General features: G+C 40.1%; 14 protein-coding genes and 7 tRNA genes. 13 read left to right on the forward strand and 8 right to left on the reverse strand.

The window, feature by feature from the left end; all coding sequences use genetic code 11:
- Positions 1–61: 61 nt before the first annotated feature.
- From P20311_RS17085 to P20311_RS17095, 3 genes are read right to left on the reverse strand one after another with little or no spacing between them, the layout of a single operon-like run.
- Entirely contained in the window at positions 62–352 is a 291-nt protein-coding gene (locus P20311_RS17085) for a hypothetical protein (RefSeq protein ID WP_008115202.1), read from the reverse strand.
- Positions 349–1,389, reverse strand: a complete 1,041-nt coding sequence (locus tag P20311_RS17090; RefSeq protein ID WP_008115204.1) for a M48 family metallopeptidase — start codon at positions 1,387–1,389, stop codon at positions 349–351. The genes P20311_RS17085 and P20311_RS17090 overlap by 4 nt, the downstream gene beginning before the upstream one ends.
- Positions 1,389–2,477 (reverse strand): YjgN family protein, encoded by a 1,089-nt coding sequence (locus P20311_RS17095; RefSeq protein WP_008115205.1) that lies wholly within the window; start codon positions 2,475–2,477, stop codon positions 1,389–1,391. The genes P20311_RS17090 and P20311_RS17095 overlap by 1 nt, the downstream gene beginning before the upstream one ends.
- A 174-nt stretch (positions 2,478–2,651) precedes the next feature.
- Here P20311_RS17095 and P20311_RS17100 point away from each other — a divergent pair, with 174 nt between their 5' ends.
- The 8 genes from P20311_RS17100 to msrB all read left to right on the forward strand — a co-directional run bounded on the left by P20311_RS17100 (position 2,652) and on the right by msrB (position 11,587).
- Positions 2,652–3,383: an RNA methyltransferase gene (locus P20311_RS17100; RefSeq protein ID WP_008115207.1), complete on the forward strand. Its 732-nt coding sequence runs from the start codon at positions 2,652–2,654 to the stop codon at positions 3,381–3,383.
- Positions 3,384–3,451: 68 nt separating this feature from the next.
- Entirely contained in the window at positions 3,452–6,853 is a 3,402-nt protein-coding gene (locus P20311_RS17105) for a chromosome segregation SMC family protein (protein ID WP_008115209.1), read from the forward strand.
- Positions 6,854–6,926: 73 nt separating this feature from the next.
- The gene (zipA, locus tag P20311_RS17110) at positions 6,927–7,682 is read left to right on the forward strand and encodes a cell division protein ZipA (RefSeq protein WP_008115211.1); all 756 of its coding nucleotides are present in this window, start codon (positions 6,927–6,929) and stop codon (positions 7,680–7,682) included.
- Between the two features lie 77 nt (positions 7,683–7,759).
- Positions 7,760–9,781 carry an NAD-dependent DNA ligase LigA gene (gene ligA, locus P20311_RS17115; RefSeq protein ID WP_036934284.1) on the forward strand — a complete coding sequence of 674 codons (2,022 nt, stop codon included), beginning with the start codon at positions 7,760–7,762 and terminating at the stop codon, positions 9,779–9,781.
- On the forward strand, positions 9,774–10,118 hold the full coding sequence (locus P20311_RS17120) for a DUF3392 family protein (protein ID WP_008115215.1): 345 nt from the start codon (positions 9,774–9,776) through the stop codon (positions 10,116–10,118). Before ligA ends, P20311_RS17120 begins: the two co-directional genes overlap by 8 nt.
- Positions 10,115–10,615 (forward strand): DUF2919 domain-containing protein, encoded by a 501-nt coding sequence (locus P20311_RS17125; RefSeq protein ID WP_008115216.1) that lies wholly within the window; start codon positions 10,115–10,117, stop codon positions 10,613–10,615. Before P20311_RS17120 ends, P20311_RS17125 begins: the two co-directional genes overlap by 4 nt.
- A gap of 8 nt (positions 10,616–10,623) precedes the next feature.
- On the forward strand, positions 10,624–11,064 hold the full coding sequence (locus P20311_RS17130) for a hypothetical protein (RefSeq protein WP_008115218.1): 441 nt from the start codon (positions 10,624–10,626) through the stop codon (positions 11,062–11,064).
- 82 nt (positions 11,065–11,146) lie between these two features.
- Positions 11,147–11,587, forward strand: a complete 441-nt coding sequence (gene msrB / locus P20311_RS17135; RefSeq protein WP_008115220.1) for a peptide-methionine (R)-S-oxide reductase MsrB — start codon at positions 11,147–11,149, stop codon at positions 11,585–11,587.
- Between the two features lie 124 nt (positions 11,588–11,711).
- Here the strand turns inward: msrB and P20311_RS17140 are convergent, their stop codons facing one another.
- The 4 genes from P20311_RS17140 to P20311_RS17155 all read right to left on the reverse strand — a co-directional run bounded on the left by P20311_RS17140 (position 11,712) and on the right by P20311_RS17155 (position 14,172).
- Complete coding sequence (locus tag P20311_RS17140) at positions 11,712–13,343, reverse strand: response regulator (protein ID WP_008115221.1); 1,632 nt, start codon at positions 13,341–13,343, stop codon at positions 11,712–11,714.
- Between the two features lie 404 nt (positions 13,344–13,747).
- Positions 13,748–13,823, reverse strand: a tRNA-Val gene (locus P20311_RS17145).
- 49 nt (positions 13,824–13,872) lie between these two features.
- Positions 13,873–13,948: transfer RNA gene (locus P20311_RS17150), tRNA-Val, on the reverse strand.
- A gap of 148 nt (positions 13,949–14,096) precedes the next feature.
- A tRNA-Val gene (locus tag P20311_RS17155) sits at positions 14,097–14,172 on the reverse strand.
- Positions 14,173–14,938: 766 nt separating this feature from the next.
- On the opposite strand from P20311_RS17155, the gene P20311_RS17160 reads away from it, so the two are divergent.
- From P20311_RS17160 to P20311_RS17180, 5 genes are all read left to right on the forward strand, one after another.
- Positions 14,939–15,014: transfer RNA gene (locus P20311_RS17160), tRNA-Ala, on the forward strand.
- Positions 15,015–15,050: 36 nt separating this feature from the next.
- A tRNA-Glu gene (locus tag P20311_RS17165) sits at positions 15,051–15,126 on the forward strand.
- A gap of 143 nt (positions 15,127–15,269) precedes the next feature.
- A tRNA-Glu gene (locus P20311_RS17170) sits at positions 15,270–15,345 on the forward strand.
- Between the two features lie 173 nt (positions 15,346–15,518).
- Positions 15,519–15,594: transfer RNA gene (locus P20311_RS17175), tRNA-Glu, on the forward strand.
- 320 nt (positions 15,595–15,914) lie between these two features.
- Positions 15,915–16,181 carry a DksA/TraR family C4-type zinc finger protein gene (locus P20311_RS17180; protein WP_008115225.1) on the forward strand — a complete coding sequence of 89 codons (267 nt, stop codon included), beginning with the start codon at positions 15,915–15,917 and terminating at the stop codon, positions 16,179–16,181.
- An 89-nt stretch (positions 16,182–16,270) separates the two neighbouring features.
- Here the strand turns inward: P20311_RS17180 and gloA are convergent, their stop codons facing one another.
- Positions 16,271–16,672: a lactoylglutathione lyase gene (gloA, locus tag P20311_RS17185; RefSeq protein ID WP_008115226.1), complete on the reverse strand. Its 402-nt coding sequence runs from the start codon at positions 16,670–16,672 to the stop codon at positions 16,271–16,273.
- Positions 16,673–16,685 lie beyond the last annotated feature (13 nt).

Raw genomic sequence — 16,685 nt, forward strand, 5'->3', positions numbered from 1 at the left:
GTGTTAATGTAGATTAAAAAGCGCCGATTTGGCGCTTTTTTTGTATGCAAATAAAAGACGATTAAAACTGCATATTGTGCTTTTTAGCATAAATAAAAAACACCGGAATTTCGATTATGACGTAAGTTAAAAAAGTAAACCAAAACCAATTAACTTCAAATATTAACCAGCTAAATTGCACGCCTGAGTTGTAATAAAGGGTAGATGCAATTAATAGCGTAATGCCTGTTGCAAATAAATCTTGCACCGATACTTTTTTAAAGCTGCTGCCTGCAAAGCGCGGATAAATAAATCCGTAGCCAAGCGTTATCATAATGATAACTAATAACAATAAATTCAGTTCAGGGGTCATTGTGGTTTATATTGCCTCGCATATTCTATTCGCTCTTGGGAACTTGGGTGCGTTGATAAATACTTTAACCAAGTTTCATCATAGGTCCCTTCTCGCGCTTTTAAATTCTTTTCCAGTGCTTCAATTGCATCAGCAAAGTCGTGGTTAGAATAGCCTAATTTTAAAAGGTTTTTAATCGCATATATATCGGCTTCTTGTTCCATATCTCGCGAAAACGCTTGTTGTAAAAAAGATGAACCAGAGCCAAGCACGACTTCTAATATACCTTCTAAGTCACCAAAGATAACTGCAAATACAACGGTGCTAGCTGCAGCTTGTGCTGCAAGGCGAATGCTGTGATGGTGCTGAACATGACCAATTTCATGAAGTAAAACAGCACGCAGGGCATCAGGATCATTTTTTAATAGTGCAACAAGTTCGTCAGTTACAACAACCCGACCATTTGGAAGAGCAAACGCATTAGCTGAAAAATAATCTGACTGATAAAAAGAGAGTCTAAATTTTGCACTGTCTAAATTGAGCGAGTTAAGCATTAAACGCCATTGCTGCTGTATTTCTGTTTGCTTTTTAGCAGCAAGTTGAGATGGCTCTAATGCGACTTTTTCTATCACACTGAGCGTGTGCTCCCCCATCGTTTCAATTGTCGAGCTAGGTGCTAAGTTAACGCTATAAACGGCTACTGATGGTATTAAGCGGGATAAAATTAACCAAAGCAATAGGGGAATTAGCAGCACAGATGCAACAATAAGCATTTTATTTTTTTCGAGTCGTTCACTCAGTCCATGCTTTTTAAGCGCGAATGGCCACCTAAATTCTACATCTTGAGGAATAAATCGCCCACCGTTAGCAAAATTCAACTCAGACGCCATGCCAGATAACGGACTATCAAGCTGGCAATCGTCTATTGTTGATGAAAGTAACGTCGTATTCTCAGAGTCAACAAGTGTTATTTGCTCATGGGAAAGGTGTGCATAGCTTTTGATATGTTGGCTGCTATTAGGGTAATAATAACAGCCAAAAATAGGATAATTACTCATTAGGTAAGTGAAATATCAATATCAAATACATTGGCAGCTTCTTCAGCAAATGATGATTGCTCATTTTGTGCAACATCAATTAACGAAAGTGCGCCGCTATAAATAGAGACTTCTGTAACCGATGCTAACAGCTTTGCTCTACGTACTTTAGCCCAAGGGTAGGCAAGCCCTAAGGTAAACATAATTGCCAGTACATTGGTAAATAGTAAAATAGCGTAGTCAATGGCTTTTAAATTCGACTCAAAGGTAGCAACCTCTGTAAATTCGCTGTTATTAAAAATATGATTTCGAATAATCGAATGATAAACAGCGCCTACCAGTGTTAAAAATGCAATATATAACGCAGCAATTAATAGCGGCACTACAATTGTTGAAAGGCTAACGTTTTGTGTGTTTAAGTTATCGATAGTTAAGGCACTTGCGCCAGCAAAGATGCCAAAAATAACTAAGCCACCAATTGCGACTCCTAGGGTAATAAGTGCAGCAATATAATAGCGTTCGCCCTGAAGATTTACCGTAAGTGGTTTATTTCCATAGCTGATGTTTTCATGCATATATTGATCAATTCGTTTTAATGCATACGGTAGTAATAGGTATAATGTGAAAACACTTGCTATAGGCAATAAAACAAAGTTAATAAATGCATCGCCGTAATTACCTGAAAAAGCAAAGCGTACATTACGATGGCGGGTCATACGCATATTAAAACGCATGCCTTGGTTAATGATCCATGGCAATAAAAATAAAAAGCCAATAGCAAACAAAAGACCTATCGTCGGTGCTAGGCTGCTAAGTAGGGTGTAAATTAAAAATACAATGACCGCTAAAATGCGTCCTTTTAAAATTTGTATTGGGGTCGCTAGATAGTCAAAGCTATGGCCGTCGATACGCGTATGACCGTAAAAATAACGGTAGGTGCGTACTTTTGCCCAGGCAGAATAAATTCCGAGAGTAATAATACTTAGTAGTATATTAACAATCCATATACCAAAAAATTCGCCGCCTTTGCCGCTAAATTGTACTTTACCACTAAAAATAGCGGAGGGTGTTTGATTTGACTCAGGTGAAGTTGGGTTTACTGATTCCATTTAAAAAGATATCCATGTTGTTTTTTTGTGAATTTACCTTTTTTAGAAAATAAAAACAATCTTTATAATTAGCTAGCTGATTGTAAGTAGGCTACTTTTATTGCTTTTACTGTTTATAGGGCTGCACTTTAAGTCACCTCTGGTATACTGTGCAAATAATTTAATGGGGCTGTCATGATTTCAAAAAACCAACTTAAACTTATTCGCCAGCTTGGCCAAAAAAAGTATCGCAAGCAATTTAATCAATACTTAGTACAAGGCGAAAAAAACGTACTGGAGTTATTAAATAGCCCATTAAAAGTAACCGATGTATTTGCAACGCAAAGTTTTATTGATGATAACCAAAGCGCATACCCTCAAACGCATTTTATTACAGCAGATGAAGAGCAGTTAACAAAGGTAAGTACTTTGGTAAGTAATAATGCGGCTATTGCAATTGTTGATATGCCAACTACCACATTACCGGATGAAAACAGCTTAATATTAGCCTTAGATGGTGTGTCTGATCCGGGTAATTTAGGTACCATCATTCGCGTGGCTGATTGGTACGGTATAAAACACATTGTTGCCAGCACTGACAGTGCCGATCCGTATAACCCAAAAACAATTAGCGCCACAATGGGCTCGTTCGTACGTGTATCGGTAAGCCAAGTTGATTTATCCAGTTATTTAACATCTTTAAATGTACCAATTTATGGTGCATTTTTAGAGGGCGAGAATGTTCATCACTGTCAGTTTGCTGGGAAAGGTGTGTTATTAATGGGCAGCGAGTCACATGGCATACGCCAGCAGTGTGCAAAATTAGTGAGCAACAAAATAACCATTCCGGCTTTTGGCGGTGCAGAGTCGCTTAATGTAGCAATGGCCACGGGTATTATTTTAGATAATTTTAAACGCCAAGCTTAACTTTTTAGCTATTTATGCGTTAAGTTACTTATAGTAAAAAACAATAATAAATCGGTAATAACAATAAAATGCGCTTAAGCACTATAAAATTAGCGGGCTTTAAATCTTTTGTAGAGCCCACTAAAATTCCATTTCCAGATCAAATGACGTGTGTTGTCGGCCCTAATGGCTGTGGCAAATCAAATGTCATTGATGCGGTGCGATGGGTGCTTGGTGAAAGTTCAGCTAAAAATTTACGTGGCGATGCCATGACTGATGTCATTTTTAATGGCTCTACTAACCGCAAGCCCATTTCGCAAGCCTCCGTTGAACTAATATTTGATAATACCCAAGGTAAGTTACCTAATACTTTTGCTGATCGTAACCAAGTGGCTATTAAGCGTTTGGTGACTCGCGATGGTCAGTCATTGTACTTTTTAAATGGCAGTAAATGCCGAAAACGTGATATTACCGACATATTTTTAGGCACGGGTCTTGGGCCGCGAAGCTACGCTATTATTGAACAAGGGATGATCTCACGTTTAATAGAGAGCAAACCGCAAGAGCTGCGTGTTTTCTTAGAAGAAGCCGCTGGGGTCTCTAAATACAAAGAGCGCCGCCGTGAAACACAAACACGCATAAAAAGCACCCGAGAAAACCTCGAACGGCTGCTAGATGTTCGCCAAGAGTTACAAAATCAACTCGATAAACTGGCAGTTCAGTCGGTTGATGCTAAAAAATACCGTGAATTTAAAACCCAAGAACGCACCTTAAAGGGGCAAATAGCGGTATTAAAATGGCAAAAGCTGCATCAGCAACAGCTTGATAAAAGTGCGCAAATCAAAAAGCTGGATGAACAAATCAGCTTCTTTAAAACGGCGCATTCAGGCCATGATGATGTTCTGGCAAGCCTTGATGCTCAAGTACAAGCTCAGCAAGATAAACTCGATGATGCACAGCAACAGCAGCACCATACGCATACCGAATTGACTCGCAGTGAACAGCAGGCAATTAGTATTAAGCAACAAACGCTGTCACTGAAACAAAACTTAGCCAAGTTAGAGCAGCAAAAAAATCAAAGTGAAGAAGTCAAAACACAGCAACAAAGTCTCTGCCAAGAGTTAGATGACAGCTTGCAACAGGCTATTGAGCATCACTTAATGTGTAGCGAGCAAGTTATAGAGCTTACCGATGAGGTTAATCAGCTGCTGGAGATTAAAAATGCCGACACATCACAGTGGCAATCGTTAACAGAAGACTATCAACAATTAAATAATCAGCAGCTAGCGCATGCAAATGCAGTAAAACATACAGAACAGAAAATCAGTTATGTTAAGCAACAGCTAACGCAGCTTGATGAGCAAATAGATGAGTTAAAACGCAGTGAGATAGAGCAGCAATTAACTGAGCAACAGCAGCATAGGCAAACGCTGACAGAGCAATTAGCGAGCGCGCAAACTGCTCATAGTAAAGGTCAAAGTACTCAGTCAATACAGCAGCAACACCTCAATGAGGCTCAGCAGCAATGGCAGCATTTATCTCAGCAAGTTAATGAACTAAAAGCCGGTATAGCAGGGCTAAAAACCACCCTTAGACTTGAAAAAAACAGCGATAAAAATTTAACTTTATTCAAGCAGTTAACTGTTCAGCCTGGTTATGAGTTTTTAGTCGAGCAGGCGTTGTCATCACTTGAGCACATTCATATTTCACCGGGTAAAGCAGAAAATAGCACGTGGCAAATGCCTTCGCAGTCTGTAGCTAGGCATAGTATTGCTGCGTTTATTAGCGCCGGTATCTACCCCGAGTTATTAAACCACATTGCCTATGATGCCGAGGGTGAAACACATCATCTTAACGATGCCAGTTTTATTGCAGTGATAGACAAGCAAGGTGCGTTACATGGTCGAAATTGGCATGTGAGTGGCGATAAAAATGCAGAAAATTCTTTATTATTAATGCACAAAAAGCTTAAGCAGCAAGGTACCTTACTTGAGCAACAACAACAGGCATTGACGAACGCACACTCCACGCTTGAAGAACATAAAACGCAGGCTGCATTGTTAACTGTTCAGCAAAATGAGCGCAAAGACACTATTCATCAATTAGCACAACAACTTGCTGTAGCAACAACGCGTGGCGATATGCTTAAAGCGCAAGCTAATCAACATCTGCAGCAGCTAACAAAATTACAACAACAGCGTCTGCCTCTGCTAGAGCAACAACAGCAGTTAAGCGAATTATTGAGCGAAGAGCTCGATAAAAATGAACAGCTTGCACAGCAATTACAGGTATTAGCTGAAGAGCTTAACCAAGCCGATAGCACACGAATAAATAGTGATGAGCGTTACAAACAAGTTTTGAATAATGCTGAACAATATAAAACGCAAGCACATCAGGCAGACCTTAATGAGCAAAAAGTGCGTAGTGAGTGGCAGCTCAGTCAAACCAAGTTGAACCATGCCGAACAAGCATTAACAATGGCTGTAGAAGGAACGCAAGAGCTAATAGAGCAAATTGAGGCGTTACTTATTCCTGAGCAAGAGCTTGCACTAAGTATTGAACAATTATTAGTACAGCACCAACAAGGCGAACAAACCCTTGTGGATATTCAACAGCAGTTAGCTCAAGCAAAACAAGAATTACAAAACAAACAAGCGAGTTTAAAAACGTCACAAGCTGAGCTGGTGGCACTACAAGAGCAACACCAAAAACTGAGCATTGAAGAGCAAAGCTTACTAATAAAAGCGCAAGCGGTACTAGAGCCACTTAGTGAGCTTAATCAAAATTTAAAACAGGTATTAGCAGAGCTTCCTGCAGAGTTGTCATTAAATGCGGCGCAAAATCAACTTGCTGGAGTAAGTAATCAGCTAGAGCAATTAGGAGCCGTTAACCTTGCAGCCATTGATGAATTTGAACAAGCTAAGCAAAGAAGTGATTATTTAAATAATCAGCTGGATGATTTAACCCAAGCATTAACAGCTTTAGAAGGCGCTATTCATAAAATAGATCGTGAAACAAAAACGCGCTTTAAATCCACGTTTGATCAGGTAAACCACGATTTTGGCCAGCTTTTTCCAAAAGTATTTGGCGGCGGCAGTGCTTACTTAGAATTAACCAGTGACGATTTACTCGAAAGTGGTGTTAGTATAATGGCAAGGCCGCCAGGTAAAAAAAATTCGACAATTCATTTGTTAAGTGGTGGAGAAAAAGCGCTGAGCGCATTATCATTGGTGTTTTCTATATTCAGGCTCAATCCAGCTCCATTCTGTATGCTGGACGAGGTAGATGCCCCATTAGATGATGCTAATGTGGTTCGTTTTTGCCGATTGGTTGAAGAAATGTCACAATCTGTGCAGTTTATTTATATAAGCCATAATAAAATTGCAATGGAAATGGCAGGTAGATTAACGGGTGTAACCATGGCAGAGCCCGGCGTGTCGCGCATGGTTGCTGTAGATATTGAACAAGCGGTGCAACTTGCACATGCATAATTTTATAGTCATTTGCTAGTTGTTTTGGGTAAAATGATGGCAGTTAGGCATATTAATAATAAAAGGTGAGGGGATGGCCGAAGAATTAAGATGGGTTTTAATTGTGATCAGTGTGTTTGTCATTGGTGGCTTATTAATACACGGTTTGTGGTCAGTAAGAAAAAAAGAGAATGCTGAACTCCCTGCAAGCGAGCGAGTTGAACCTGTTCAAGAACAGCAGCCTTCATCTGTGCATACTGAGCCACAAGAGCCACAAGAGCCAACGTTAGCGCAACGCGAAGAGCCACAAATGAGTGAGTTAAACTTCAGCGCTGATGAGCCACAAATAGATGTTAGCCCAGCTGATACAGCTATTGAAGATGACCTTGAAGTCGTAACCGAAGAGGCTGTTGATACACAACAAGACGCCCCTAAAGACATTGCTGACTTTGTAATTGTACATATTCAAATGCCAGAAGGACTGACCATGCAAGGCAGTAAATTACTGCCAGCAGTTAACACGCTAGGTTTTAAATATTCAGAAGAAGGCTTTTTTAATCGCCATCTAGACCCTGCAGGCCAAGGGCCGGTGTTATTTAGACTGGTAAATATGTATAACCCTGGCACGTTCGATATTGATAATATGGAACAGTTCAGCACCGCAGGCGTTAGTTTATTTATGACTCTACCATGTGATGGCGATGGCCTTGCTGCGTTTAATATGCTGCACAGCGCCGCTAAGAAGCTAGCAGATGAATTTGGAGCTGAAATCTTGGATGCTGAGCGCAACGAAATGACGGTAGAGCGTATTCGTCAATATGTTGAGCAGGTTCGCGCATTTTCTGCGTAATATACGCATAAGTTAAATTTTGTAAGCCACTGGGCGTTCACGTCAAAGTGGCTTTTTTTATGTTTTTTGAGGTCTACATGGCAAGCAGCATTAGTGAACAAATTAATCATCTTCGTACCACGCTTGAGCAACACAATTACAGTTACTATGTGCTTGATACGCCCAGCATACCCGATGCCGAATATGATCGCTTGTTACGGACACTGAGTGAATTAGAAACCCACCACCCTGAGTTTTTAACAGCCGATTCACCTACGCAAAAAGTAGGTGGGGCGGCGCTTGCCAAGTTTGAGCAAGTAGCACACCAAGTGCCTATGTTATCGCTAGATAACGCCTTTGGTGAAGACGAATTTAGCGGTTTTAATCGTCGTATTAAAGAGCGTTTAATGAGCACAGATGAGCTTACATTTTGCTGTGAGCCTAAACTGGATGGTTTAGCGGTATCGATTATTTATCGTGATGGGGTATTAGTGCAAGCAGCTACCCGTGGCGATGGTTTTACTGGCGAAAATATTACCCAAAATGTAAAAACCATTCGTAATGTGCCATTAAAGCTACGCGGTGATGATTACCCGCGTGAGCTTGAAGTGCGCGGCGAAGTGTTTATGGATAGCGCTGGGTTTGACAAGCTTAATGCCGAAGCAGAAAAGCGCGGTGACAAAGTTTTTGTAAATCCACGTAATGCGGCAGCGGGCAGTTTACGTCAGCTCGACTCAAAAATTACCGCAAAACGGCCACTAATGTTTTATGCCTACAGCACCGGATTGGTCGCCGATGGCACATTACCTGAAGATCATTACCAGCAACTTGCCAAGCTTACCGACTGGGGATTACCACTGTGCCCAGAAACAAAATTAGTTGAAGGCCCAAAGGCCGCGCTTGCCTATTATAACGACATTTTAACGCGCCGTAGCGAGCTAAAGTATGAAATAGATGGCGTGGTAATAAAAGTAAATAAAAAAGCCCTACAGGAGCGCCTGGGCTTTGTTGCACGTGCGCCGCGCTGGGCTATTGCTTATAAGTTTCCGGCGCAAGAAGAAATAACACACTTGCTAGATGTAGAGTTTCAAGTAGGGCGTACTGGGGCTATTACCCCTGTTGCGCGACTAGAGCCGGTATTTGTTGGTGGTGTTACGGTATCGAATGCAACGCTGCATAATGCTGATGAAATTGCCCGTTTAGGCGTAAAAGTGGGCGACACTGTGATTATTCGTCGCGCTGGGGATGTGATCCCACAAATTACCCAAGTAGTGCTTGAACAACGCCCAAGCGATGCAAAAGAGATTGTGTTTCCAACTATGTGCCCAATTTGTGACTCGCACGTTGAGCGGGTTGAAGGTGAAGCTGTTGCACGTTGTACAGGCGGCTTGGTATGTCAAGCACAGCGCAAACAAGCGATTAAACATTTTGCCTCACGTAAGGCTTTAGATATTGACGGCTTAGGCGACAAAATTGTTGATCAATTAGTTGACCGAGAGCTGATCAAAACCCCTGCTGATTTATTTATTTTAAAGCAGGGACATTTTGAATCACTTGAACGAATGGGACCAAAATCAGCAAAAAACTTAGTTGCGGCGCTTGATGATGCTAAAACCACTACCTTAGCAAAGTTTTTATATTCACTGGGTATTCGTGAGGTCGGTGAGGCCACAGCTCAGAATTTGGCTAATCACTTTTTAACGCTTGAAAACGTGATTGATGCCAGCATTGAACAACTAATAGAAGTAAGCGATGTAGGTGAAATAGTGGCGAAGCATGTTCGCGGCTTTTTTACTGAAGAGCATAACCTGACAGTGGTAAACGAATTAATAGCGCAAGGAGTAAACTGGCCACAGTTAACAGCGCCATCAGAGCAAGAACAGCCGCTAGCGGGTTTAACTTATGTGCTAACTGGGACGCTTAATACGCTTAATCGTAATGATGCAAAAGCGCGCCTACAAAAATTAGGCGCCAAGGTTTCTGGCAGTGTTTCAGCAAAAACAGATGCCTTAGTGGCGGGCGAAAAAGCCGGCTCTAAGCTCACCAAAGCGCAAGAGCTTGGTATAGAAATACTGACAGAGGATGATTTAATTACTTTGTTAGAGACTCATAATGGCTAGTTTTACAAATATACTTAATACCTTGTTAATTGACCTAGGCCAATGGTTACAGGGCTATTTGCCGCATTTATCACTGCTTTTAATGGTGTGCTTAGTGTCGCTTTATGCTGATGACATTTTAAAGTTAACCAAAGGGGTGGTAGCTAGGCGCCACTTTATTATTAGGGTGGCGTGTTTTGTGTTGATAACTGCGTTTGGCTTTGGCTTGTTAGTGGTGTGGTTAAGCCCACTGCTAACTAAAGCTTTATTGTTTTTTGGCACTAAGTGGTTAGCGCTTACCTTATTAGTGGCATTTTTTATTTTGGGCACTATTGCCGATAGGAAAAATCAGTTGTGAGTCGATATGGGCCTGAATACTGGGATAAATATGGTAGCTATCGTACGCCATTAGCATTCCACTTGAGTATTTTAGTACTATTGCGTGCCTATTTTATTTGGGTGATAGCCGCGTTGAGTCGTCGACCTGAGCTTGATTTAATGTCATTGTTTTTTAGATCAAAAAATGATTTTTTTATTGCTATAGCGATCGGTGCAGTAGCGATTGTACCTACTATTTTATTTTGTTTACGCAGACCAAGAGACTCGCATCAAGCAACACAACGCTTGGCGTGTATTTGGCGGTATATGCGTTGGCCACTCATTGTATGTGCGTTAATTGATTTGTCGTGGTTGAGTATTCAAGCTGCCCACAGCCATTATCGCTTCTCACTATTTTTAGCTGTGCAAATGGTGATTGTATTATGGGTGTTGTGGTATTTGGCAAAAAGTCGTTATTTAAGTGTTTTTTTTAGTGATTGGCCTGAGCCGACAGAAAAAGCAACCGATAAAAAGTAAGCGAGATTATGCACAGTATTAATAAAAAAATAGCACAAGTAGTCGCTTTAATAGGGCTCGTAATTATAGCGTGTGGCTATTTTTTTTCTTTAGGCGAATTCCTTTGGTTTAAAGCTGGGTTAGTAATGTGGGTTGTGGTGTTTTGTTCGTGTTGTTACCGATTAACGCCGTTGTTTAAAATGCGCAATCCGCTGCGTAATTTTATTCAACGCGATGCGCAGCACTTATTTGTTTTTAGTTTAACAGGGCTGTTTGATAAAAAAAATGGCCCGCATTGGTTAGTCATCAGTAATATTGAGTCGATAGAAATAAGAAACGATGAACTAATAGTGCACAGTAATAATGACAGACAATTAAGCGTGAGCATTCCTGGCAGTCAAGCCCAATTGCATGCCTATGTAAGCCGTATACTTACAGCAACAGAAAAGCACACTATAGTCTTTAGATAGCGTTGATCGTGGTATTAGCCACAGGCGTACCAGACTACAAGTAAATGATTGCTAGTTAAATTAATAACGTAATGAGGTTGTTATGTTGAAGTGGAACGATATTGTTAATTTTGCCAACCATGGTAATCCAACACCGGTTCGAAAAGTGGTTAAAACAGATCAGCAATGGCGCGAACTGTTAAACGAAGAGCAATATTATGTGACCCGTAAAAAGGGAACTGAACGACCAAATAGTTCGAGTAGTTGTACCTTGTTAGAGCCAGGTAAGTATGTGTGTGTTTGTTGTGACAACTTACTATTTGATGCAGATGAAAAGTTTGATAGTGGCACCGGCTGGCCTTCATTTACCCAACCGGCAACTGAGGAAGCGATTGGTTATGTCATGGATAATAGTCATGGCATGGAGCGAGTTGAAGTTGTTTGTAATGTGTGTGATGCGCATTTAGGGCATATTTTCCCTGATGGGCCACTTCCTACTGGTTTACGCTACTGTGTAAACGCACTGGCAATGAAAAAGCTCTAGGGTCTGTTGACCTTTCAAGGTTAAATTTGCAGCGGTTTGTTTGGGATTTAGGCAAGGCAGCGCCTATGTGGTGTGGTTACTCCCCATAAATAGGCGATAACGTAGCATTAATGCCAAACAGGCTCTAACTAATCTCTAGTTTCATTTCTTTAGCAATCTGAAGTAGTTTATCGAACCGCTCTGATTGCTCTTCTGCTAAGGGTGATTTTTTTAATAGTTTAAAGCACTTTTGAGCTAATACACTATTGAAAGAATCACCATGTTTTTTTGATTTATCGACCAAACATTGTAACAAGTTAAGCGCAATACTTGGATTGTGTGGCATGACTCTAAAGGCTTGGCTAAATGCTTCTAAGGCAACATTCAATTGGCCACGCTCAAACTGTTTAACAGCATGATTATTAAGTTCTTTCGGCCCCATTTTAATATCACGTCTTTCACTTTGCTGTTGTTGTATATAACGCAAGTAGGTAGCGTCGCTTCTACTTGGGTGGCGCTCGCAATGATCAATAATATGGCTAAACAGGGCTTGCGCCTTTTGGTGAAATCCTAGTTCATGTAGTGCTTTTGCTTTATCAAGGGCACCATCTACTGAACGTATCTGAGTATCGTTGTCATCAAGCTGCTCAATGAGCTGTTTCGCTTTTTTATGTTCATCTTTTAAATAATAAAGGCGCGCATTAAGTACATCAATTTGGGTTTGTGCGTTGCTGGTTGGAAACTGTGTTTTTAGTTCATTGATATATTTATTTGTTTGACGAGATATCCTGTTTATTTGGTCAGTTTGATCTGTGGTCAATGCAAAATCAATCCCAGCACGAGCGGCATTTAAATAAATATCTGGGCTATCATGCATAGAGTACTTAGCGTAAGTGGCAATATCTTTTTGAGTTAAGTAGCTGGTTTCATAATCTCTATTAATGAGCGATACGCTGTTCAATGATTTTTGACGATCTATGTTACGCGGGGCAATATGTGCCGCTTGACTTAAAAAGTCTTGTGCTAAATCAAATTGGTTTAGTTTTATCTCTAAACGGCCTAATAAGTCTAAGGCTATAAGTCGAGTTTCATTACGTTCAAGCATTGTTTTAAGCATACGCTGAGCTAAAATATGCTCATTGTTAGCGATTAAAGCTTCTACTAATCCTACTTTTGCCCACGCAAACTTTTGAATATTCAAAACTGATTTAAAAAAGTCTTTCGCTTCTTGGTTTTGCTTTAACGCCAGTAAAATATTACCTTTTAATCTAAGTAGAATAGGGCTGTATTTATTACTTTTTTCAAGTTGGGCATTAATTTGTTTTAGTGCTTTAGATTGGTTGTCGTCATCAATTAAAGTGTATATAGCTTTTAAGTCGCTTTTACGTTTGAGAATACGCTCTATGCGCACTCTTAACTCTTGTACAGAGAAGGGTTTTACTAAAAAGTCATCGGGTTGAAGTTCTAATACACTGTGAACTAACTCTCCGCTAGTTTCCGCAGATGTAAAAATAAACCCAGTAGAGTGTTTTATTAATGCTTTAGCGCGTAATTCTTCATAAAGCTGGTAGCCATCTTGGCGTTTGCTTAGATTAAAAGAGCAAATTACCAAGTCAAATTCTTCATGTAAGCATTGTTCTTTTGCCGCTAGAGCATGATCTGCAAAACGCATATGTCCAAAGCCAATTTTTTCGAGCGACTGTTTCATGTAGCTTTGAGCAAGTGGCTGCTCTTCTACAATCAGTATTTTTGCTTCATTGAAAATATTTTTAGACATTGGCTTAAGCGTAATTGAATTTAACACAGACTATAATCAACAGTTTAGACGCTTACAAGGTAATTTAAAGATTCGCCTCGAAGATGAGAGCTTATTAAGCAAATTAATTCTAAAGGTTTATATTTTTACCTTAAAAGAGCTAAAAACCCATTTAAAGTAAATGAATAGCACGCGTAATAAAGTAAGTTTAAACAAAATGATTTTGGAGATAATAAAACTCGAAAGATAAATTTTTGGTATGTGATTGGAATACTGATTTTTTGAAACCGAATAATTACTTGGTAACGAATTTCTAAATGGTAATTAATACTGAACTTGAACTAAAAAAGTGGAGGATAATGAATATTAAAATGTAAGGTGGTACTGGAGGATTTAGATTTTTGTAATATGCACCATTCAAAGAATGGTGGGTCGTACTGGACTTGAACCAGTGACCCTCGCCTTGTAAGGGCGATGCTCTCCCAACTGAGCTAACGACCCATATTACAAATTTACACATGACTATTAACATAATAATAGACTTTATATGTGGTGGGTGATACTGGACTTGAACCAGTGACCCTCGCCTTGTAAGGGCGATGCTCTCCCAACTGAGCTAATCACCCACATATAAATTAAAACGCTACTATTAAAAAAAATAGTACTGGACTTTAACCAGTGAACCTCGCCGTTATTTGTAAATAACGATGACACTCTCTTATTTCTAACTGAGCTAATTACCCATATAGAACTTAGATACGACACATTAGAATGTGGTGGGTGATACTGGACTTGAACCAGTGACCCTCGCCTTGTAAGGGCGATGCTCTCCCAACTGAGCTAATCACCCGCATCTAAACAACACCACATTGCTGCGTTGTTGTGGGGCGCTATTATAGATAGACTTGTAAATGTGTCAACACTTGAATGATAAAAATGTACTGAATGAAGCTTTTATAATCAATGCAATGCAAATAGTGTTCACTTTATCAACAAGGTAACATAAAACGAACAATAAGCAGCTTTGGCTAGGGGTTAAAATAACTATATTTATATTCACTAGAGCGAGTTCTGTTGCTTTTTAAGGATGAAAATTAATTCAATTTAGTGGTAATTGATTTGCCGAGTCAGGGTTGCAACCAAGAAATCAAAGTAAAGCTTTCTAGTTCAGATCATCCTGCCTATGTTATTCAATTGTTTAAACCACTCAAATTAGCAAGTTGTTTATCGCTTAGCATAGTTAAGCTTTACAATTAGCATTTAATAAAATCCAGCTAGGCTATGATGGAAGTAGGCCCGTTTTAGGAGAAAAGCAGTGATAACTCAATTTGCATATAAATGTATACCTTTTGAGTCCGATGTGAATAGGTGCTTTTAGTATTATAGGGTCGTTATGCTCAACTCAAACTTAAATGTGGCACACTTAACGAAGCTCATTGTTACTAAGTAGTATGAAAATCTACTTTTTAGCATGTATGATAGCCAGTTTGTTGAAAATTAAACCATTTAAATAATGTCGCACAAAAAACTGTTGACTTTATTTTGGGGGGTGCATAGAATGCGCCCCGCACTAAGCGATACACGACGTGGTTATCACCGAGCGTATTGAATAAGTTGGGGCTATAGCTCAGCTGGGAGAGCGCTTCGCTGGCAGCGAAGAGGTCTGCGGTTCGATCCCGCATAGCTCCACCAATTTTTAGTGTTTGTCCTAGGGTAGCAGTTTTCTGTGTCCCCATCGTCTAGAGGCCTAGGACACCGCCCTTTCACGGCGGTAACAGGGGTTCGAATCCCCTTGGGGACGCCACTTAACTTTTTAGTTAAAGGCGGTTTTACCGAGAAAATAGCGTAACACATAAAGCTCGAGTCTTTATTTGTACTATACGCCATTACCTTAAGAGCTCAGGATGTGAGTTAAACTAATCAATCGTCCTAGTGACACTTTTTAGTGTCCCCATCGTCTAGAGGCCTAGGACACCGCCCTTTCACGGCGGTAACAGGGGTTCGAATCCCCTTGGGGACGCCACTTACTATTATACAGTAGGGTAGTGTTATTAAAGCTCGTCTGAATCGAGTCTAAACTTTCAGTTGTCCTAGTGACACAGAAAATGTTTCTGAGAAGATAATGCCATTCGCCTCGCAGGCTCGGCTAATCTTACGCAGAAATAGCAAATCAGTGATTTGCAAACCAATTTCTGCGTCCCCATCGTCTAGAGGCCTAGGACACCGCCCTTTCACGGCGGTAACAGGGGTTCGAATCCCCTTGGGGACGCCACTTACTTATTTTAAGTAATCTACAAAGCAGCATGACTGCAGCACTCTCTATCCGCGAAATAATAAAGAGTGAAAAATCTCTTGGTATGCCACCTACTATTAATTAGTAATATAGCTTTTAATAAAAAGTATCTAAAATCAGTTTACCTGCATTTCCATCACTACTTCAAAACTATCCAGTGAAGTTAAAATCTCAAAATTAAATAATTTAATATAATAACTCCTATATATTATTAGTTTCTTTCCTTTCTTTATATTCAGCTTAAATATACTTCGCCTATGTTAGGGTACATATAAACGTCCAAATAAATAGGAGGTTATATGGCAAGTGGATGGGCACGCGATGGTGCAATTCAAGAACAAATTGACGCAAGCGTTAATGACGCTGTGCAGTATGCTAGAAGTAATTTAGTTTCTGGAGCCAGTGCCGAGCTATGTGAAGAATGTGATGAACCAATACCACAGGCACGAAGACTTGCGGTACCTGGGGTTAAGTATTGTGTAAGCTGCCAAGCTGACCTAGAAGGTAAAGGCGGGCTTTCAAAAGGGCTTAATCGGCGTGGCAGTAAAGACAGTCAATTACGATAAAAAGGTGCATACAGCACCTTTTTTAATATCGTATCAGAGTTGAGCTTAGATAATTAAAAAGGGGTTAGTAAACCTATTAAATAAATTTACTAAAATTTATTCATGTTCTCTTTTTTCTGAATAAGTTCAATTGAGTAGCCATCTGGATCTTTTACAAACGCAATTTCTGTTGTACCACCCTTTACTGGTCCTGGTTCACGGCTAACGTTACCACCAGCGCCCTTAATATCTTCACAGGCTTTATAAATATCATCAAACTCAATGGCGATATGACCATAGGCATTACCTAAATCGTAGCTGTCGGTATCCCAGTTATAGGTTAGTTCAAGCACTGTCGTGTCAGTTTCATCACCGTAGCCTATAAAGGCGAGGGTGTAGCGGTACTCTTCGTTATCAGCACGGCGTAACTCTTTCATACCGAGCACTTGAGTATAAAACGCAATTGATTTATCTAGATCAGCAACTCGTAACATGGTGTGTAGTAAACGCATTTAAACCCTCTTA

This window comes from Pseudoalteromonas sp. BSi20311 (genome assembly GCF_000239875.1).
GTDB lineage: Bacteria > Pseudomonadota > Gammaproteobacteria > Enterobacterales > Alteromonadaceae > Pseudoalteromonas.